Annotated in this window: 17 protein-coding genes; 10 read left to right on the forward strand and 7 right to left on the reverse strand. The window is 41.0% G+C overall.

Annotated features, from left to right (window positions below; all coding sequences use genetic code 11):
* The first annotated feature begins 124 nt into the window (after nt 1–124).
* The gene (locus NSMS1_RS00205) at nt 125–412 is read left to right on the forward strand and encodes a hypothetical protein (protein ID WP_224089604.1); all 288 of its coding nucleotides are present in this window, start codon (nt 125–127) and stop codon (nt 410–412) included.
* A gap of 164 nt (nt 413–576) precedes the next feature.
* Here NSMS1_RS00205 and NSMS1_RS00210 read toward each other — a convergent pair whose 3' ends face one another.
* On the reverse strand, nt 577–1,533 hold the full coding sequence (locus NSMS1_RS00210) for an MDR/zinc-dependent alcohol dehydrogenase-like family protein (RefSeq protein ID WP_224089606.1): 957 nt from the start codon (nt 1,531–1,533) through the stop codon (nt 577–579).
* Between the two features lie 128 nt (nt 1,534–1,661).
* Complete coding sequence (locus tag NSMS1_RS00215; protein ID WP_224089608.1) at nt 1,662–2,231, reverse strand: hypothetical protein; 570 nt, start codon at nt 2,229–2,231, stop codon at nt 1,662–1,664.
* A gap of 698 nt (nt 2,232–2,929) precedes the next feature.
* Between NSMS1_RS00215 and NSMS1_RS00220 the strand changes: the two genes are divergently transcribed.
* Complete coding sequence (locus NSMS1_RS00220; protein WP_096681016.1) at nt 2,930–3,250, forward strand: thioredoxin family protein; 321 nt, start codon at nt 2,930–2,932, stop codon at nt 3,248–3,250.
* Nucleotides 3,251–3,274: 24 nt separating this feature from the next.
* On the opposite strand, the gene NSMS1_RS00225 is transcribed toward NSMS1_RS00220, so the two are convergent.
* Together NSMS1_RS00225 and NSMS1_RS00230 are read right to left on the reverse strand one after the other, a co-directional pair.
* Nucleotides 3,275–3,508: a hypothetical protein gene (locus tag NSMS1_RS00225; RefSeq protein WP_224089617.1), complete on the reverse strand. Its 234-nt coding sequence runs from the start codon at nt 3,506–3,508 to the stop codon at nt 3,275–3,277.
* A gap of 92 nt (nt 3,509–3,600) precedes the next feature.
* Entirely contained in the window at nt 3,601–5,448 is a 1,848-nt protein-coding gene (locus NSMS1_RS00230; protein WP_224089627.1) for a S8 family peptidase, read from the reverse strand.
* A 124-nt stretch (nt 5,449–5,572) separates the two neighbouring features.
* On the opposite strand from NSMS1_RS00230, the gene NSMS1_RS00235 reads away from it, so the two are divergent.
* Nucleotides 5,573–5,989 carry a hypothetical protein gene (locus tag NSMS1_RS00235; protein ID WP_224089636.1) on the forward strand — a complete coding sequence of 139 codons (417 nt, stop codon included), beginning with the start codon at nt 5,573–5,575 and terminating at the stop codon, nt 5,987–5,989.
* A gap of 70 nt (nt 5,990–6,059) precedes the next feature.
* Here NSMS1_RS00235 and cax read toward each other — a convergent pair whose 3' ends face one another.
* Nucleotides 6,060–7,148, reverse strand: a complete 1,089-nt coding sequence (gene cax, locus NSMS1_RS00240) for a calcium/proton exchanger (RefSeq protein ID WP_224089638.1) — start codon at nt 7,146–7,148, stop codon at nt 6,060–6,062.
* Nucleotides 7,149–7,848: 700 nt separating this feature from the next.
* Between cax and NSMS1_RS00245 the strand changes: the two genes are divergently transcribed.
* The 3 genes from NSMS1_RS00245 to NSMS1_RS00255 all read left to right on the forward strand — a co-directional run bounded on the left by NSMS1_RS00245 (nt 7,849) and on the right by NSMS1_RS00255 (nt 12,195).
* Nucleotides 7,849–10,476, forward strand: a complete 2,628-nt coding sequence (locus tag NSMS1_RS00245; RefSeq protein WP_224089648.1) for a DUF3536 domain-containing protein — start codon at nt 7,849–7,851, stop codon at nt 10,474–10,476.
* A gap of 113 nt (nt 10,477–10,589) precedes the next feature.
* Nucleotides 10,590–11,444 carry a formyltetrahydrofolate deformylase gene (gene purU, locus NSMS1_RS00250; protein WP_224089650.1) on the forward strand — a complete coding sequence of 285 codons (855 nt, stop codon included), beginning with the start codon at nt 10,590–10,592 and terminating at the stop codon, nt 11,442–11,444.
* 166 nt (nt 11,445–11,610) lie between these two features.
* Nucleotides 11,611–12,195 (forward strand): hypothetical protein, encoded by a 585-nt coding sequence (locus NSMS1_RS00255; RefSeq protein ID WP_224089652.1) that lies wholly within the window; start codon nt 11,611–11,613, stop codon nt 12,193–12,195.
* A 54-nt stretch (nt 12,196–12,249) separates the two neighbouring features.
* On the opposite strand, the gene NSMS1_RS00260 is transcribed toward NSMS1_RS00255, so the two are convergent.
* On the reverse strand, nt 12,250–13,191 hold the full coding sequence (locus NSMS1_RS00260; protein ID WP_224089654.1) for an N-acetylmuramoyl-L-alanine amidase: 942 nt from the start codon (nt 13,189–13,191) through the stop codon (nt 12,250–12,252).
* 459 nt (nt 13,192–13,650) lie between these two features.
* Here NSMS1_RS00260 and NSMS1_RS00265 point away from each other — a divergent pair, with 459 nt between their 5' ends.
* Nucleotides 13,651–14,571: a DUF4351 domain-containing protein gene (locus NSMS1_RS00265; protein WP_224089656.1), complete on the forward strand. Its 921-nt coding sequence runs from the start codon at nt 13,651–13,653 to the stop codon at nt 14,569–14,571.
* An 80-nt stretch (nt 14,572–14,651) separates the two neighbouring features.
* Here the strand turns inward: NSMS1_RS00265 and NSMS1_RS00270 are convergent, their stop codons facing one another.
* On the reverse strand, nt 14,652–15,491 hold the full coding sequence (locus tag NSMS1_RS00270) for a prephenate/arogenate dehydrogenase (RefSeq protein WP_224089658.1): 840 nt from the start codon (nt 15,489–15,491) through the stop codon (nt 14,652–14,654).
* Nucleotides 15,492–15,587: 96 nt separating this feature from the next.
* On the opposite strand from NSMS1_RS00270, the gene NSMS1_RS00275 reads away from it, so the two are divergent.
* From NSMS1_RS00275 to NSMS1_RS00285, 3 genes are all read left to right on the forward strand, one after another.
* Nucleotides 15,588–17,153 (forward strand): pentapeptide repeat-containing protein, encoded by a 1,566-nt coding sequence (locus NSMS1_RS00275; protein ID WP_224095408.1) that lies wholly within the window; start codon nt 15,588–15,590, stop codon nt 17,151–17,153.
* Nucleotides 17,154–17,284: 131 nt separating this feature from the next.
* Nucleotides 17,285–17,866: a DUF1517 domain-containing protein gene (locus NSMS1_RS00280; protein ID WP_224089661.1), complete on the forward strand. Its 582-nt coding sequence runs from the start codon at nt 17,285–17,287 to the stop codon at nt 17,864–17,866.
* A gap of 68 nt (nt 17,867–17,934) precedes the next feature.
* Nucleotides 17,935–18,813 carry a hypothetical protein gene (locus tag NSMS1_RS00285; protein ID WP_224089669.1) on the forward strand — a complete coding sequence of 293 codons (879 nt, stop codon included), beginning with the start codon at nt 17,935–17,937 and terminating at the stop codon, nt 18,811–18,813.
* The last annotated feature ends 60 nt before the right edge of the window (nt 18,814–18,873 follow it).

The raw sequence follows: 18,873 nt of genomic DNA on the forward strand, positions 1-18,873 counted from the left end.
GTTGACAGTTAGCAGTTAACTGACATACCTACTTTACAAAATTTATACTTCTAAAGCCAGAAGATAAGATGACAGAGTTGGGAGTTAATATACTTCTAGCTCTTAATTTTTTTTAGAACTTGCCGTGTTGGAATTGATAATTTTTATCATTAAGATGATTCAGGCATATATAGTGCCTATTTGCTTTGTTACTGCTTGGTCTTTAATTTTCATGGTGGTTTGGAGTCTTTGGACTGCCACCAGGGACAGTATTAAAACGGCCAAACAAATGCACCAAATACCCTGTGCTGGCTGCCAATTTTTTACAGATGACTATCGCCTAAAATGTACTGTACATCCATCAATTGCCAACACGGAAGAAGCAATTAACTGTATGGATTATCAAGCAAAGACCAATCCTTATTTGTATTAGGAATAGTTGACAGTTGACAGTTGACAGTGAACAGCCCGGCACTGAGATTGTCGTACCATGTCATGGAAGCAAGCTACGCGGAGCATGTCGTAGACAGAGGCTACGTCAACGCGCAGCGTCCCAGAGGGAAAGAGAACTGTTGATTAATGACTATTGACTATTGACTATTGACTAATATCCAACAATACTTTTAAAACGCCTCGGCGTTGGGCTTCCTCGAAAGCGGAAAGTCCTTTGTTGAGGGGATAGTGGGCGTGAATTAGAGGTTCTACGTCAACTTTTGCTGTGGCTAATAACTCTAAGGCAGGGGAAAAGGGGCCGCAACGGGAACCGATGAGGGTGATTTCGTCTACTACTAAGGAAGAAGCGTCTAGACTGAGGTTGCCAGCGTAGGTACTTTTCAAAACTAGAGTACCACGGGGACGTAATGCGCGACGGGCGATCGCAAATCCTTCGGCATTGCCAGTACACTCAACTACAATGTCAAAAGCCCTATCTTTAACAGCATCAACTAAACCAGTTGCAATACCTCTTGCTTTTAAAAGCGCAAGTTTTTCTGAATGACGACCAATAACCAAGAGTTCACAACCAGTTAAAGCGAGTGTTTGTGCTACTAATTGACCTAGTTTGCCATCTCCAACTACTAGCAAGCGATCGTCTCTATTCAATATTACTTGTTGCTGAATTTCTAGTGCGGCTGCTAAAGGTTCGGTAAAAGTTGCAGCATCAGTCGGCACATTTTCCGGTACAGGATGAAGATTTTGTACAGGTAAACAGAGATATTCAGCAAATGCTCCATGACGGTTGACTATTCCCAAAACCGTGCGGTTTTCGCAATGAGTCAGTTGTCCTCGAAGACAAAAACGACAATGGCCGCAAGCAGCGTTAATTTCTCCGACTACTCTTTTATTAAGTAGATGTTCTGGCCCTTGTTCCACAAGTCCGACAAATTCGTGTCCAATAATTCCCATGTAAGGATAGTAACCCCTCAACAGTTCCAAATCAGTATTACAAATCCCCGCACGTAAAACACGTACAAGGGCTTCTCCTGGCGGTGGTTCTGGAACCGGGATATCTGTAAGTAGTCGTAACTGGTTATTTTCTAGCCAGAGTCCTTTCATGATTATTTTCCTGCTCATCATCCATTAATGAAAGCATGAAAATTACTGATCTCACCTTCTTTGCTGCTCACATCTCACTAGAATTAATCAAGGCTTATATTATCACAACCAGCCCAGCAAGTAGCTTTTTAATCCTCTTGCTCAGGTACAGTGGTAAATTTCTCTCCCATCTTACTTAACCAAATCACTAAATCATTAGAGTGAACCGCAATCTCACTTCCTAATGTTTTGATATATAGAAGCCCATCGCTAATAATTAAATCTCTAATGGGATACCAAGAGTTACGGTTACGTATCAGCAAATCCATAGGAATCCCCAGTTGTGATTTATTTTTGCGATATTTCCACCAAGAACGCCATAAATGAACTGATTTCATACAGTGCATTTGATAACCTTTAGGAATCGCGCAGTATTTATATGTATAACAATTACGACTATCTATTTCTCCTGTGAGAATGTAGTTAGAGTTAGCTAATGCCTCATTTATCAATTCCCAGTAAGATGAAGTAGCTTTAACTGAAAATTCTAGGGGTACATGTGTAAGTTGGGCGGTAGCAATCACTCCTTCGGTTTTAGCTATAACTTGGTTAATTTTATAAGCCGTCTGAGCTTGTAAATTAGCGTTAGCTAGCAAAATTTCTTGTTTTTGGATAGATTGGGCTACAAATTCCTGTACTAGCTCTAAATTAGATAACATTGCTTATTTATACTTAATTCACCATTATGTGTGTAGACCGTAACCAATTGTAAGTGAGCAATCATAAAAAAACCACAAGTTATTACAAAATTGGCAAAATTTTAATTACATTCAACTCTTGTTTAAAGATATTGTTAGTTGAATGTTTGACTTCATGACTAATATTTTTTGGCTTAATAGCTTTAATCGAACGTATTTTATTTATTGAAGCGTATTTATAAGCTTACATGAAAGTTAATTCTAGGTAGGATATAAGCTAATTACAGTATTTATGTTGAAAATATTTTTGATTATTAAATAATTTTTTCATGAAATGATGAGTATCTATTTTATTAAAAATAAATATATTAATTAATAATATTAGTTTTAAAAGATTATCTAGTTAAAGCAAATGTTATATATTGCCAATAATTTAGGTGTTAATTATCAAGTTATAACTTGAAATTTTTATATTTCTATAGTATAAATATTGAAAATATAAAGTTTTATTTTATACAATAATTAATATATACGGACATTATCTTCACAACATCATATATAGGTACTGCACATAATATAGGCACATTAGGCCTTTAGTTAAATCATTTAAGCCTAAATTCTATAGAAATTTTACTTTTATACCCATAACTGGTTGATGTCTGTAGCCTAAGAGCTATGCTGAAAAATATTAGGTATATCAACAAGAGACATAGAGCTACATGAGTTTAGCTGTTATTAAATTTTCTTCCGAAGAGTGCGGTATCTGCCACAAAATGTCTTTCTATGACCAGAAAGTGGCGGAAGAGCTAGGTTTGCAGTTTATCGATGTCAAAATGCAGGATACAGCGACTTACCGTAAATATCGCAAAATTTTGCTGACACAATATCCCGATAAATCTGAGATGGGATGGCCTACTTATATTATCTGTGAGTCTCCCGAAGGCGAATTTAACATCATAGGTGAGGTTAAAGGCGGTCATCCCAAAGGGGAATTTAGAACTCGGTTACAGCAAGTGCTTGATTCTGGGGCTAGTGTGTGATCAGTTAAATGTTAACTGATACTCTCACTCATCACTTAGCACTTCAAATGATTTTACTTCTAGGACAGGGCCAATCATGGCAATAGTCATGATATCTTCGCGTACCTGTCCTTCAACTTTGGCTTTTTGTCCAGCTTTAAGTAATTCTTTGTCTGCACCTTTGAGGATTTCGTAGGTAACGCCATCATCTGAGACTAACGCCCAAGCGCCCATACCAAGGTTACGCCGTTCAATTTTGCCTGTGACTGTGATACTCATAAGAATTTGGGAGTGGGGAGTGGGGAGTGGGGAGGGAGTAGGGATGAGGGAGATGTTATTCCCAACACCTAGTCCTCAGTCCCCATTACCTTCTATGCTGTTTTATCTTCGTTCTTTAATGCTAAACGAGCGATCGCATAACACAGCAGAGCGTTGATAATTAAATATATACGGGCTAAATTACCATCACCTAAGCCCCAAACTGTTGGGTCTAACACTGCACTGACGCTTAAGCAGGCGGCTACTCCGAGAGTTGAACCGATGGCGAACCATTTCCAACTAGGATGACCTAGTAACAGTGCTATCAACACAATAGGAATTAAGACGCTGGCAAAGATGGGGTTTAAAGCATCTGTTCCTTGTATGGCGTTACCTAGTTCGGGAATGGAACTGCCTAAAACTCGGAAAGGCCACTGAGGTAAGTCAAAGATATAAAAACCTTTGAGGAAGAATAACCCAGAACTACCGAAAATTAAGCCACTGGATAATGACCAACTCCAAGGGAAGGGTAAGTAAACCCGTAAAAACCACGCTAGCAGATAGGAACCGACTACCATAAGTATCTTTGGTAAGAGGGCGACAGCGCCACCATCAAACCAGAAACGAGGGTTTAGATAGCCGTTATCCCGCAACCAACGGAAGAAGTCTTGGAAGCTAATTTGTCCTTGGGCGGCTAGTTTGACGGCAGCTTCGGCGTTGAGGTGTCCTGCGCCGTAGTAGTTTAAGCTGTCTTCTTTAATAGGTATGGCAGACTGTTGAAGGACTTGTAAAATCGCGTCTGGTTCTTTGATACCACTGGCTTTAATTAAAGCGGCTACACCAGCAACGTGGGGTGAAGCCATGCTGGTTCCTTGCAGTCCCAGGAATACGCCTTCGCCTTGTTCGTTGATGGTTTCCTGTAAAATTGCGCCTGCATCTGTACCACCAGGGGCAGAAATATCAACGCCTGCACCATAGTTAGAATAGGGTGCTTTTTCGCCGTCGGGGCCAGTGGCAGAAACGCCGATAACGTGGGGATAACGGGCTGGATAGGAGGCGGAATTATCATTTTCATTTCCCGCAGCCGCAATGATGGTTACACCTTTGTTGTGGGCGTAGTTGATAGCATCTTTGAGTAATTGGCTTTCTCCACCACCACCCAAACTCATATTGATGACATCTGCGCCTTTGTCAGCAGCAAATTTAATAGCTTCGGCAATATCAGCAACGGTTCCGCCGCCGTAGGCACTTAACACTTTTAAGGGCATGATATTGGCTTCGTAAGCAATACCAGCCACTCCATATTTGTTATTAGTTGCTTCGGCAACAGTACCAGCAACGTGAGTACCATGTCCGTTGTCGTCTGTGGCATCTTCTTTGTCGTTGACAAAATCGTAGCCTTTGACAAATTTGGTTTCTTGTAAGTCGCGGACTTGGGTAACACCTGTGTCAATTACGGCTACAGTTATGCCACTACCTTTGGTTTGAGTCCAAGCACCTTCTACACCAATTTTGTGGAGGTTCCATTGTTTGCTGTAATATTCGTCGTTGGGGCCAGTTAAGGAAGGAGTAAATTCTTTACCTTCTTGGGGTCTTAACATTTCTCCCAACCAAACAGGTTTCGCTGGTGGGGTTAGTTTATAAATGTAATTCGGTTCGATGATTTCTGTAGCTTTAGCAAAGGCAGATTTTTGTAGCGCTTTGAGTCGCTGGCGATCGCCTTTGATAATATAAACATGATCCTGCTCGGAGAATTTATTATCTAATTGGGGTGTAACGTTGTATTGTTGAGCGATCGCTTGTAAATCTTGTTTAATTACATCGGCTGGAATATCTTCACGAAAATCTAACAAAATTGTGTCAAATTCGCCTTTAGCTGCTAGTCCCTGAGAATTGAGGAAAACAAATACAGCAGATACCAAGCCAATGACAAACAAGCACCATAATATAAGTTTTCTCATATTAACTCATCACGCTTTCTGCCAGGTTGCTCACTAAGATAACCTATATACGCCTCTGATTGCTCTACTTTGCAATCTACTTAAATGTTTTTAGTTAAATCTTTCACTTAGGATTGTTGAAGCGATGGAACGTGGTTTGTTTTGGTTGCCACTATTAATTATCTTTTTCTGGTTGGCTTGGCAAGGTTCACAGGAATTTCAAAAAGTAGAAGCCTATCGTCAATGGGCAGAGCAATTTGACCGTGCTAAGTATGATATTTATGCTGTATTGGGTCAAAAGGATAACACCATAACTTGGGGTAAACCTACATCAAAAGGGCCGATACAATTACAAACTTTTTCTTTACTTGATGTTAGTGATATTCAACTAGTGGTAAATAATGAGGTCGTAAATTTGGCAGCACCACCAGAAAAAGGTCGTTCAATTGCACTTAAGTTTAATTTTGCTGAGTCTGCTAATTCGGTGTTAGTTCCGTTTACAGAAATTCCTTTGGCAGCAGAATGGGGTAAGTTTTTGCAAAGGAAATTAGAAAAAGACTAATGACACAAAAAAGCGATCGCTCTCACATCCATAACAAGCGATCGCTGGTAAACTTAATTTTGCCAAAATACTAGCCAAGTCCGCCGACAACTGGGTGAAAGTAAAAGGCACACCCCAGCACGACATAAGCTGCTAACAGTAATGTTCCTTCTAACCAGTTGGATTTACCATCAGAACTGATACTGTTGGCAATTAGCACTGATACTACTACTGCTACTAATTCAAAGGGTTGAAAATCTAAATCCATTGGCTGACCAAGTATCCAGCCGGCAATGACTAATACCGGGGCGACAAACAGGGCAATTTGCAGACTTGACCCAACTGCCACAGAAACGGACAGATCCATTTTATCTTTCATGGCGACGGTAACGGCTGTGGCGTGTTCGGCGGCGTTACCAACAATGGGAACTAGTATCACCCCAGTAAATAGTGCGGTTAAACCTAACTGAGAAGTGGCGACTTCTAAGGCATCAACTAATAATTCTGACTCTACCGCTACTAATAGAGTACAAACTAACAACACAATAGACCATAACAGCACATTAGGTTTTTCGTGGGACTCTTGCTCCTCTGTTTCCACAATGCCTACTTCATATAAATAGGCGTGGGTTTTCATGGAAAATAGCAGGGTTAGGGCATAAACCAAAATTAAGATGATGGCAACGGCGAGGGAGAGGTATTGTAAAGTTTTCTCCCCAATGCCTTGGGCTGTGTAGTTCATGGCTGTGGGTAATAATATGGCAATGACTGCCAAATTCATTGCGGAAGCGTTTACCCTGGCTATAATGGGCTGAAAGGTCTGTTCTTTGTAGCGCAATCCACCCAACAGCATAGAAAGACCCATCACTAGCAATAAGTTACTAATAATCGAGCCGGTGATACTGGCTTTGACGACGTTCACTAGTCCAGCATTGAGAGCGACTAGGGCGATAATTAATTCTGTGGCGTTACCAAAGGTAGCATTTAATAGCCCTCCCAAGGTCGGCCCGACTACTACAGCAATTTCCTCTGTTGCTGCACCCATCCAAGCCGCTAAGGGCAGAATTGCCAAGCCTGCGGTGATGAAAACAATCAAATCTCCCCACTCTAAGTAGTGAGCGGCGATAGATACGGGGATAAATACTAGTAAAACAAGAAAAAGAATATTTTTGCCTGACATTGGTTACTTTTTTTGAGCGATCGCTCACAGCTATGTGTGATAAATCAAAATATACTGAGTTGATATTCAGAACTCTAGGATACTTTTAACAGCGTACAAACTTTCTCAGGAATTATACTGTTTATGCTCAAGAATGATATTTATAAATTATGATTACTATTTATCAAGCTTTCGCAATCTTTCGTTGCAAATCTATAATACAAAAGTGCAATTTTACACCTAAAAATAGGTTTAATATATTAAAAGACAATTAAATTTTTAGCATTGCCGAATTGAGGGATAATTCTTAGGACGTAGCATTTTACCTGCTGGGGAAATACAACAAGCAAGATGCCTATTCCATCAAGCCAAGACAATATCCCGCACTTTTGCAACTTAAAGCAAAAAACCCTTAGCTGAGGCGTGGTTCTATGGCAAATAATTTCCTGGCTGATAAGGGACTGAGAAAATATAAGTTATATTGCTTTTAGTTGTTAACTGCCAACTGTTAACTATTAACTGGGATTTAGAAGTCCTAAAAAAACACCTTGGCAATAACGCAGATTTATTACCATAGTAAGACAGTTTTCTGAAAATGTAAGCTGTATGCTATACCTATAGTTCTCCCCTATACCGGATTTTGTCTTCAAACCATTGTAGAAGGGTTTGAATTGAATGTTTCCGGCATACGTGTAAGTCTTTTGAGTTGGAATAAATATACATGACACCCGCAGAACAACCAGTTGGCTCTGGTTCGATATCAACATCATCTATAACTATCCAAGATACTCACCACAGTGATCCTACCAATCAAGCTACTGGTGTGTATGTGACGGTGCATGGTCACTTTTACCAGCCACCACGGGAAAACCCTTATCTAGACGCTATTGAACGCCAACCCAGCGCCGCACCTTTCCATGATTGGAACGAGCGCATCCATTGGGAATGTTACCGTCCCAATGCTTTCGCCAGGATACTCAACGACCGGGGCGAAGTTGTGGGGATCGTCAATAATTACGAATATATGAGCTTTAACATCGGCCCGACGCTGATGTCATGGCTAGAACGCTACGATGTCGAGGTTTATCAACGGATATTGGAGGCGGACGCAAAAAGTTGTGAACGTCTGCAAGGCCACGGCAATGCGATCGCGCAAGTATATAATCATATCATCATGCCTTTGGCGAGTGATAGAGATAAGCGCACGCAAATTTGCTGGGGTAAAGAAGACTTCAAAAGTCGCTTTGGACGTGATCCCCAAGGCATGTGGTTGGCAGAAACGGCTGTAGATTACGCAACTTTAGAAGCGTTAGTTGCTGAAGGTATTCGCTTTATTATCTTAGCTCCATCGCAAGCGCAGAGATGCCGTCCTTTCCCCAATACAAATGATCCCCAGCCAGAATGGCTTGAAGTTGGTGGTAATCAGATTGATCCCACTCGTCCCTATCGTTGCTATCTACGCAGAGGTATGGGAAATAGTGATATCCCTTGCCCATATATAGATATCTTCTTTTATGACGGCCCCATCTCCCGCGATATGGGTTTTAGTGATGTTGTCTATAATTCTCACCACTTTGCCGGACGCATCGGTGCAGCTGTGCGCGGGGATCATCGCCCATCACAATTAATATCTGTAGCGACAGATGGGGAAACCTTCGGACATCACAAAAAAGGCACAGAAAAAACTCTCGCCTATGCTTTTACCCAAGAGTTCCCTAGTCAGGGTTGGACGGTAACAAACTTTGCCCACTACCTGAGCTTGAACTCTCCCACTTGGGAAGTAGAATTAAAACCCGTTACCGCCTGGAGTTGCGCTCACGGTGTCGATAGATGGCAGGATGACTGCGGTTGTGGTGGTGAAGGTGGGGTTTGGCATCAAAAATGGCGGCGGCCGTTGCGTAATGCCTTAAACTGGCTGCGGGATCAGTTGGTAGAGGTGTTTGAGGAATATGGAAATAAGCTATTACGCGATCCCTGGCAAGCACGGGACGAGTATATTCAAGTAGTACGCGATCGCTCTCCTGAAAATATTAGCCGTTTCCTGTCCCGGCATCAAACCCACAAACTTACAGCCGTCGAACAAGTAGACGCTTTGCGCCTCTTAGAAATGCAGCGTCACGCTTTATTTATGTACACCAGTTGCGGTTGGTTCTTTGAAGAACTATCTCGCCCCGAAGGAACGCAAATTCTGCGCTACGCCGCTCGTGCTTTAGAACTGGCGGGAGATGTAGCTGGTGTGCAGTTAGAAAAAGGCTTCCTCAAACGTCTAGCTTCCGCTCCCAGTAATGTAGACTTGTTCAAACATGGTGGAGAAGTTTATCGTCAACTGGTACAAACTGCCCAAATTAGTTTTAAACAAGTAGCCGCCCACTACGCTATTACTTCGCTGTTTAATAGTCAAAACTCATCACTCAGCGCCCACCAAAAACGGATTTATTGTTACACAGTCAATGAGATAGACTACAAACTGCAACGCATGGGAGCCTTAACCCTAGCAGTAGGTAATTTACAACTGGTATCAGAAATTACCTGGGAAAGCGAAAACCTAGTCTTTGCTGTCCTCCATTTAGGCGGTTGGGATTTCCATTGCTGCATTCAATTATTTACAGGTAGACGCGACTATAGCCAATCGAAAGAGAAGTTGTTTACATCGCTGCAACAAGCAAGCGCCGCCCAAACGATCCTAGCGATGACGCAAGTGTTTGGTACTGAAGCCTTCAACTTGCAAAATCTGTTTGCCGAAGAACGCCATCGGATCATGCGGTTACTAAGTCAAGAAACCTTAACACGATTAGACCAGCTATATACTCAGGCATACCGCGATAATTATGGCGTGTTGATGGCGTTCCACCGCGACGAACTCGCCGTACCGCAAGAATTGCAAGTGGCGGCGGAGATTGCTTTAGGGTATCGCTGTATGACAACATTGCGATCGCTAGAGCAAGATATTACAGAACCGCAAACCTGCTGGAATCACATAGTAGAATTAGAAGCGATCGCCACTGAAGCCAAACATCTGCGTTGTCGATTAAATATTCCTGAAGGCAAGCAGATGCTAGAACAGCTAATTCTCCGTTTGCTTTGGAGATTACTCTACGATGCCAACGGCAGTTGCAGTACGGATATCCAATGTTTAGAGCGACTAATTAATGTTAGTTATCAATTAAATATTGGTATTTCCTTACATCAATCTCAAGAATTGTACTTCAGTTGTTTGCAAACTCAAATCGTCCCTCTGTGTCAGACTGCTATTGCTAATGAAGAAGACCCTAGTCAGTGTCTACAATTGCTCAAATTAGGGCAAAAATTAGCAGTTGATGTCAGTGCAATTGTCGATCAGCTAAAGTAGGGATTGGGAATTGGGAAGAGAGGTTTTCTGGTTGTATAATGTCCAATCTATTTAATTAGTGATGATTGGGGTATTTGTGCAACAATCGGAAAACTCTCTTTTCTACTTTTACTATGACCAACCCGACTGCAACCTTACTAATTTCTTGTCCCGACCAACGGGGATTAGTAGCCAAAATTGCCAACTTTATCTATGCTAATGGCGGTAACATTATTCATGCCGACCAGCATACAGATTTTGCTGCGGGGTTATTCCTCACACGCATCGAATGGCAGTTAGCAGGCTTCAATTTACCGCGAGATATAATAGGGGCTGCATTTAATGCCATAGCTCAACCTTTAGGAGCTAAGTGGGAAATACATTTTTCTGATACCATTCGGCGCATTGCTATTTGGGTGAGTCGCCAAGACCATTGCCTATATGATTTAATTTGGCGACAGCGTGCCAAGGAAATAGCGGCTGATATTCCCTTAATTATTAGTAACCATCCTCATTTAAAGGTAGTTGCAGACCAATTTGGCATCGACTTTCATCATATACCCATAAATAAAGATAACAAAGCTGAACAGGAAACCAAACAACTAGAGTTACTACAACAATATCAAATTGATTTAGTTGTATTAGCAAAATATATGCAAATTGTTAGTGCCGATTTTATTAGTCAATTTCCCCAAATCATTAATATTCATCACTCATTCTTACCAGCTTTTGTAGGCGCGAATCCTTACCATAGAGCTTTTGAGCGTGGTGTGAAAGTCATTGGTGCTACCGCTCACTATGCAACTCCTGAATTAGATGCAGGGCCAATTATTGAGCAAGATGTGGTGAGAGTAAGTCACCGCGATGAAGTTGAGGATTTAATTAGAAAAGGTAAGGATTTGGAACGAGTCGTGTTAGCTAGAGCAGTACGTTTACATCTCCAGAATCGGGTGTTAGTTTATGGTAATCGCACTGTAGTTTTTGAGTGAAATTTAAGAGGGGGGCAAAAGGCAGAAGATAGCAGTGAATTATGATCTACCTTCCCTCCATTTCCTAAATCTCATATTTATTTACATTATTTAATTCTTTCTGCGTTGCATATCAGTCTCAATGGGGATTAATAAGAAGTGAAAATATGTTATTTTCACTGAACATATGCAGTATCCCTTAGAACTTACCTTTAAATTGTGGGCGTTAGCACCGCAAATATCAGTTGTTGATCCTCAAGGCAATTTGGTTTTTTACGTCAAGCAAAAGCTGTTCAAGCTTAAAGAAGCGATTACCATCTTTGCAGATGCTGAACGCACACGTCCTCTGTATTACATCAAAGCCGATCGCATTATTGATTTCTCCGCTCGTTATGACTTTAGCGACAGTAACGGTGCTAGTGTTGGTGCGGTGAAGCGACGGGGTTTAAAATCCTTGTGGCGTGCGCGTTACGATATTTTTGATGGGGATACAACTACCTTAAATATTCAAGAAAAAAATCCTTGGGTAAAGATTGCAGATGCGCTCTTTGCAGAAATTCCCATTTTAGGTATATTCACAGGTTACGTATTTAACCCAGTTTATTTAGTTAACCGAGCCGATGGTACGGTGGTGATGCGATTGGAGAAAATACCTACTTTTCTCTCCAGAAAATTTATTATTAAGCCTGTAGAGCAAATTAGCGATCGCGAAGAGCAACAAATTTTATTAAGCTTAATTATGATGCTGTTATTAGAACGGAATCGTGGTTAATAAAACAAGCCAGAGGCAAAAGTATTTTTACTAGCCTCTAGCCTCTTATCAAAACTAACCAATTAATTTCTGCCAACTTATAGGGCCAACAATTCCATCAGCAAGTAAACCATTCTGCCTTTGAAATCTCTTAATTGCTGCTTCTGTTTGTGCGCCATAAATGCCATCAACTTCAACTCCTAACCGGAATTGTAAATATCTGACAACAGGGCCGCCAGCGTGGTTAGGTCTAATGATTCTTTTAGCTAAAATCAGATTGATAGCATTCCATGTTGCATCATTCAAAATTCCAGTTTTTTCAAGCCCTGCAATGCCTTGAAATTTTTCTACTGCAAACTTTGTCTCAGCATTAAGTTGCCCATTTTCTACTAGAGCTTTGTTATTTTTATCAGTAATTTTGAGACGATTTAATGATTTTTGTAATCTCAAAATACTTGTATCTGTATTTTGTTCTTCATCAGAAACAGGAGGTACGGTAGTACTAGGTAACTTCCCTGTTAATCCTTTAACAATTGCATTAGCAGTTGCTTCGGGGTTAAACAAATTCATATCTTTTGGTGAGTCAAGAAAGCAACACTCTACGAGAATAGCAGGCATATTAGTATTGCGAAGAACAAAGAGGTGAGAACCGCTTTTAATTCCCCGATTAAAATATCCTAATTTAATAATTTCATCTAACACTGGTTGAGCAATTCTTCTACCATTATCACTAGTGGCAAATACCTCTGTACCATTAGCTTGTCCATTAAAACAGTTGAAGTGTATGGAAACATAAACTTCCACTTTATTGGCATTTGCTTTATTACATCTTTGAGAGAGTGAATCTTTGACTGAAGAAGCTTGATCTGGTTTACATGATATTACTTCATGCCCTAACGCTTTTAACTTATTGATGACCCTAGTACCTACGTCTAAAGTTAGATTATCCTCAAATTTTATACCTCTAGCTCCGGTATCTGGTGGGCAATTGTGACCGATATCAATTCCATATTTCATAGATACATCCTCAATTCATTTCTTCAATAGTCTAGGTTATTGCTTTTTTAGGTTTTCGGCTAATTTCACTGTTAATACAGCAAATCTTAGCAAAATAGCGCCAGTGCAAATTGTGCATTAATCAAGCTTGTATTGTAACAAAAAAATCACAGGTTATTAAAAATATACTTAAGGTGAGGATTACTTGCACTCAACTTGCAGCTTAAGCATATAATAAAGAATTTTTCAGGGCAGATTAGCTCAGGACAATAATCAATTACATTAAAAATTCTAACTCACAGTCCGGTCATCTTGTTGAGGCTGACAATAATAGACATTAGCGCCTAGTATCATGATTTGTTCCCTCTGAAAATAAACGCCGCGCCTCTCTGAGTTCAAAAAGAAAAATACTCATTTCCCTATTAATAAATACCCTAGTTAGATAAAATAAACAATGCTATTTCTGCTCAAAAAATCTAAATGACCAGATTTATCCATGATCAATTTTCCAAAGACTATCTAGAGGAACTGCTAAAACCATTCGGACAAGTACAAGCACCCAGCCGCGTAGCAGCCAAAGTGCGGGAAATAGATGTATTGTTTTCACCAATTCTCACACAAACCGCTAATTTAGAAACATTAGGCTTACTAGGAAAAATGGCAACAACATCTGCCATATTTGAACCCTTCCGTAACCCAGCATCAATAGACGAAATTGGTGATTGTGTATTAAAACTATTAGAAGTAAAAAGCTCAATTCAGCGAGAAGTAAATCGCAATAAAACTAAAATACCAGATAGAGACATTCCTCATCTGTGGATTTTGACACCCACAGCATCAAAAAATATAATCTCTGGGTTTGGTGGACAGCTAAAATCTGACTGGGAAACAGGAGTTTACTTTTTAGCAAAGTATTTTCGCACCGCTATAGTAGCAATTCATCAGTTACCGCCCACATCAGACACACTGTGGGTAAGAATACTAGGACGTGGTAAAGTGCAACGCCAAGCCATAGATGAACTAGCTGCGTTACCTCTAAATCACCCCTTTAGGCAAGTCACGCTAGAATTGCTATACAACCTGCAAAATAATTTAAGAATAAATCAAAATATAGAAACAGATGATAGGGAGTTAATGATGAGATTAGCACCACTGTATCAACAAGATAGAGAACTAGCTAGACAAGAAGGTATACAGCAAGGTGTACAGCAAGGAGAACAACAGCTAATTCTGCGCTTGTTAAATCGTCGCTTTGGAGAAATAGAGTCATCTTTAATCCAGCAGATTCAAGGATTATCTGTTGCAAAACTAGAAAATCTTGCAGAAGCGTTGTTAGATTTTGCCACAGTTACAGATTTAGAAATTTGGTTAAACCAACAACAAGAAATCGAAAATCATTAACTTGACAAAAGACTAATCTTGCTTACTTCGATTAGATGTAGAAGCGATCGCTTATCGTAAGGTAATCGCCTACCATATATCTAGTCAACAAAATCAGGTCTAGCGCGTTGTGTTGCTTGTAATTTAGCTTCTAAAGCAGCCCAATTTTCCTGCTCAATCAGATTAATTACCTCATCAAGATTGCGGCGATATTTTTGCAACGAACCCAACAGCGCTTGACGGTTGTATTGCGCCATCATTACCCCTAACTCTGGATTACCACCACCCACCCGGCTAGTATCTCGAAAACCTGAACTAGCTAAATTTTGCGCTAATTGTAAAACCTCTGGGTCATCTTCACTAATGCAGGCTGCAATTAACGAGGAACTCACCATTACAGGTAAATGGGAAATCCAACTCACAGCGCGGTCGTGTTGTTGGGGTTGACAATAGTAGAGATTAGCACCTAGCGATCGCACAATTTCCTCTACAATTGCGATCGCCCTTTTGGGTGTTGTCGCCTCTGGTGTCAATACATACGGTCTATCCACAAACAAATTTTTTTGAGCAGCTTCTATTCCACTATCTGCTGTCCCAGCCATTGGATGACCACCGACAAAATTTTCCCATAGGGGTGAAATTGCTTCTACTATCGGTGCTTTCACAGAACCAACATCAGTCACCACGGTAGACGGCGACAAATGATTAATCAACTGCTGCACTTGGGGAACAATAAGACCGATGGGTGTACAAATAAATACCACCTCTGCACCTGTTAATAAGTTCATATCAACAGCAGCTTCATCAACGCTACCTAAAGCTACGGCTGTCTCACAGGTAGATTGCTTGCGGCTAACCCCTAACACATGATGACCTTGCGATCGCAAATCATAACCCAATGAACCACCTATTAAGCCTAGACCTAAAATTCCAATTTGCATTTTTGTTATTAGTCATTAGTCATTAGTCATTAGTCCATAGTCGTTAGTCCATAGTCAACGGTTATTAATTGGTCTTAATTACGAATTAAATTTATGATGAATGTAGAGGAATTACTGACGAAATATGCGAATGGAGTAATTAATTTTAGTGGTATTGACCTATCAGAAGCTAATTTGAGTGGTGTTAAACTCTGTGGTGTGAATTTTAGTCAAGCTAATTTGAGTATAGTTAACCTGAGTGGGGCAAACTTAAGCGAAGCTGACTTCAGTTACGCCAAATTGAATGTAGCCCGGCTGAGTGGGGCAAACCTAACTAATGCTATTTTTAATTATTCTAGCCTCAATGTTGCTAATTTAGTTCGTGCTGACCTGAGTCGCGCTCAGTTGCGTGGGGCTTCGTTGGTGCGTGCTGAGTTAATTCGTGCTGAATTGAGTCGTGCTGATTTGTCTGAGGCGGACTTGGAGGGCGCTGACTTGCGCGAAGCTACACTCCGTCACGTTAATTTTCGCCAAGCCAACTTGAACGGAGTAATTCTTAAAGGTGCTTCTTTATTAGGAGCTAACCTGGAAATGGCTAATCTTAATGGGGCTGACTTAAGTCGTGCTGATTTAACTAATGCTAATTTGCGAGATGGCGAACTTAAACAGGTGAATCTCCGCTATGCAAATTTAAGTGGTGCAGATTTAAGTGGGGCTAACCTGCGTTGGGCTGATTTGAATGGTGCAAACCTGAGTTGGGCTGATTTAAGCGGGGCAAAATTGAGTGGTGCTAATTTAGTTGGTGCAGATTTGAGCAATGCTAACTTAACAAATGCCAGTTTAGTTCATGCCAATTTGATTCAAGCGAGATTAATTAAAACCGAATGGGTGGGTGCTGACCTGACAAGTGCTATTTTAACTGGTGCGAAACTTTACTCTACCTCTAGATTTGGTTTAAAAACAGAGGGTTTGATTTGTCAATGGATTGACTTAAGTCCAACAGGCGATCGCTCTATTATCCAAAAATTTGATAATGAAGATCCACGGGACTTTTTTAACGAAACACCCCCAACTATCCAAATTATCGTCGATGCAGCCTTAGAATCAGAAGCCAACTTCGCCCTTGCTGGTGCTTATTACCATATCGCCCAAGAATATCAATTACTACAACAACCCCCCAGCATGGAAATTACCCGTCGGCGGACTGTATTTACATTCTGCTTAGACAGTGACGCGGCTTTATTCACTACAGCTTGTATGGCAATCCTACCTTTTCAAGATGCTGCAAACACACAAAAAAATATTCATGCAGTGTTGACGATGATAGAAAAAGAAAATCTATCTTCCTCCAGGCTAAAAACACCCCAACGGGTGAAGCAATTGATGAGTGCGATCGCCCAAACTATAACTCAGGCCAAAACTATTAGAAAAACTAAAAAAAACCTACACTTAGCAGCTAAACTCAAATTTTTTCAAGCCCCAACCCAAACAATCTTAACTAATTCCAGCGCTCAAACTTTGATAGTGTATGAAAACCCTAACTTTGCTAAACGATTTATTAACTTTACCAATACTGAAACAGGTGTCTTGACTGATATATATAGTGAATCTGCTACATATACCCTACCTGGATTAAATACACTTATAGATTTTGTCAACAGTTTCCACTATGTGAATGAATAGTAGAAGAGCAGGAGGCAGGAGGCAGAAGGCAGGAGTTAATAATTTCTCCCTTGTCTCCCTCATCTCCCCCCACTCCCTACTCCCTACTCCCTACTCCCTATCAAACAAACCTATGGAGGCAACAAACTGATATGTTCAATAAAATGATGGGTAAGACTCGTTATGTAGTGTCTCGCTTGTTTCTGCACTTGGGCGGGTCTGATGTAGCGCCGATTTTGGGAGAATTAAACCGAATTGCACGAGATGCGATCGATGCGGAAGGCGAGATAGAAGCATTAGGGGAAGGATTGGTAGAACTGAGCGAAACCCTACTGCGTTATGATGAGTATTGGATCTCTGCTGCCAATGAAGGTGATGTATTCTGGAGCGAAGGCGAAGCAGGAGATTACGTCAACGATTTATTTAGCGATTCTGCGGCTAGATATGGTGCTGATTTAGAGTTAGATGGTGATGATTTCGATGAGCCTTTATCCTTACCCGCAACACGCAACATCGTCATTATGATTACAGTTGCTTTTGAGGGTGAAGTACCGGAATTAGAAACTGATTTGGCTAATATCCAAGCTTTAAAGGAAGGGTTAAAAGCCTTCATTAATTTACATTACAAACACAAACTCAGAGCTATACAGGTGCATTTCTCACCAGCACGATTAGGCGATGAACTGAGTAATGATCAGCTATTGCAATATTACCCAGAGTTGATACCTTTATAATTTGTGGGGTTGTCCGTACCTACGACCCATCAGAGAACTTGTTAAGCTCGAAAATAGATGACAATGCCATGATCATGACCATACTACGTAAATTTACAGTGCTTTTTTTAGCAGCTACTTTGTGTTTAACAACCGTCGCTTGTGGAGGAGGAGAACAAACCACCTCTACAAACGGGAATGTTAGACAAACTTCTGTTAGTACCAAACTCAATGACGGTCAGTATCAAGTACAACAAGCTACTTATGATGATGCTACCGGAGAATATACTTTATTTTTACTCAACAGCAAGCCCCCAACTTTTACCACCGAAAATTTACAAATGGCACGGCTGACTGATGAGGAAGTCAAAGAAGGTAAAAAAAGTTATTTGAAAGTTGAAAATGGACAGCCAGCTCTATACTTAACTGAAGATTTTAAGATTGAGTACGTCCATAACGTTACAGAGAATAAAACTAATCCCCAAACCGGACAACAAGAAACGGTTGTAGTTCGACGCGAAAATAGCTTTTGGGCCCCCTTTGCTGGTTCTGTAGCTGGTAGCATTGCGGGTCAAGCAATTGGTAATGCCTTGTTTAGACCCCAGTATTACGTTCCTCCTGTTTATCAGCCAGGTGGTATTAGCGGCTTTGGTGGATATGGTAGTAGCTACGACCAAGCAGTATCCAGCTATCGCAGCCGTTACAATGCACCACCCGCAGCCGTGAGAAATCGTACAGCTTTCCGCACCACCGGCACAATTAGAAGGTCGCCTACTACTCCTACCGTCCGTCGTACAGTACCACGCACCACAACCAACCGTCCTTCTGGTTCTGGTTTTGGCGGTAGCACCTTAAGACCTTCTGGCAATTCCAGCACAACCAGACGTAGCCCTAGTGGGAGCAGTTTTGGTAGTGGACGTTCTACCCCGCGTCGTTCCAATAGTGGCTTTGGCAGCAGAAGACGCTAAACAGTTGACAGTTGACAATGGACAATGGACAGTGAACGCTAAACAGTTGACAGTGAACAG

The sequence above is a fragment of the Nostoc sp. MS1 genome, assembly GCF_019976755.1.
In the GTDB taxonomy this organism is placed as follows: Bacteria; Cyanobacteriota; Cyanobacteriia; order Cyanobacteriales; family Nostocaceae; genus Trichormus.

Bases quoted from the DNA above. Each gene is read 5' to 3' on its own strand.
- NSMS1_RS00235 (WP_224089636.1), top strand. From the start codon at position 5,573: ATGGAACGTGGTTTGTTTTGGTTGCCACTATTAATTATCTTTTTCTGG.
- NSMS1_RS00275 (WP_224095408.1), top strand. From the start codon at position 15,588: ATGAATGTAGAGGAATTACTGACGAAATATGCGAATGGAGTAATTAAT.
- NSMS1_RS00265 (WP_224089656.1), top strand. From the start codon at position 13,651: ATGACCAGATTTATCCATGATCAATTTTCCAAAGACTATCTAGAGGAA.
- NSMS1_RS00225 (WP_224089617.1), bottom strand. From the start codon at position 3,508: ATGAGTATCACAGTCACAGGCAAAATTGAACGGCGTAACCTTGGTATG.
- NSMS1_RS00260 (WP_224089654.1), bottom strand. From the start codon at position 13,191: ATGAAATATGGAATTGATATCGGTCACAATTGCCCACCAGATACCGGA.
- purU (WP_224089650.1), top strand. From the start codon at position 10,590: ATGACCAACCCGACTGCAACCTTACTAATTTCTTGTCCCGACCAACGG.
- NSMS1_RS00255 (WP_224089652.1), top strand. From the start codon at position 11,611: ATGCAGTATCCCTTAGAACTTACCTTTAAATTGTGGGCGTTAGCACCG.
- cax (WP_224089638.1), bottom strand. From the start codon at position 7,148: ATGTCAGGCAAAAATATTCTTTTTCTTGTTTTACTAGTATTTATCCCC.
- NSMS1_RS00245 (WP_224089648.1), top strand. From the start codon at position 7,849: ATGACACCCGCAGAACAACCAGTTGGCTCTGGTTCGATATCAACATCA.
- NSMS1_RS00215 (WP_224089608.1), bottom strand. From the start codon at position 2,231: ATGTTATCTAATTTAGAGCTAGTACAGGAATTTGTAGCCCAATCTATC.
- NSMS1_RS00230 (WP_224089627.1), bottom strand. From the start codon at position 5,448: ATGAGAAAACTTATATTATGGTGCTTGTTTGTCATTGGCTTGGTATCT.
- NSMS1_RS00280 (WP_224089661.1), top strand. From the start codon at position 17,285: ATGTTCAATAAAATGATGGGTAAGACTCGTTATGTAGTGTCTCGCTTG.
- NSMS1_RS00210 (WP_224089606.1), bottom strand. From the start codon at position 1,533: ATGAAAGGACTCTGGCTAGAAAATAACCAGTTACGACTACTTACAGAT.
- NSMS1_RS00220 (WP_096681016.1), top strand. From the start codon at position 2,930: ATGAGTTTAGCTGTTATTAAATTTTCTTCCGAAGAGTGCGGTATCTGC.
- NSMS1_RS00285 (WP_224089669.1), top strand. From the start codon at position 17,935: ATGATCATGACCATACTACGTAAATTTACAGTGCTTTTTTTAGCAGCT.
- NSMS1_RS00270 (WP_224089658.1), bottom strand. From the start codon at position 15,491: ATGCAAATTGGAATTTTAGGTCTAGGCTTAATAGGTGGTTCATTGGGT.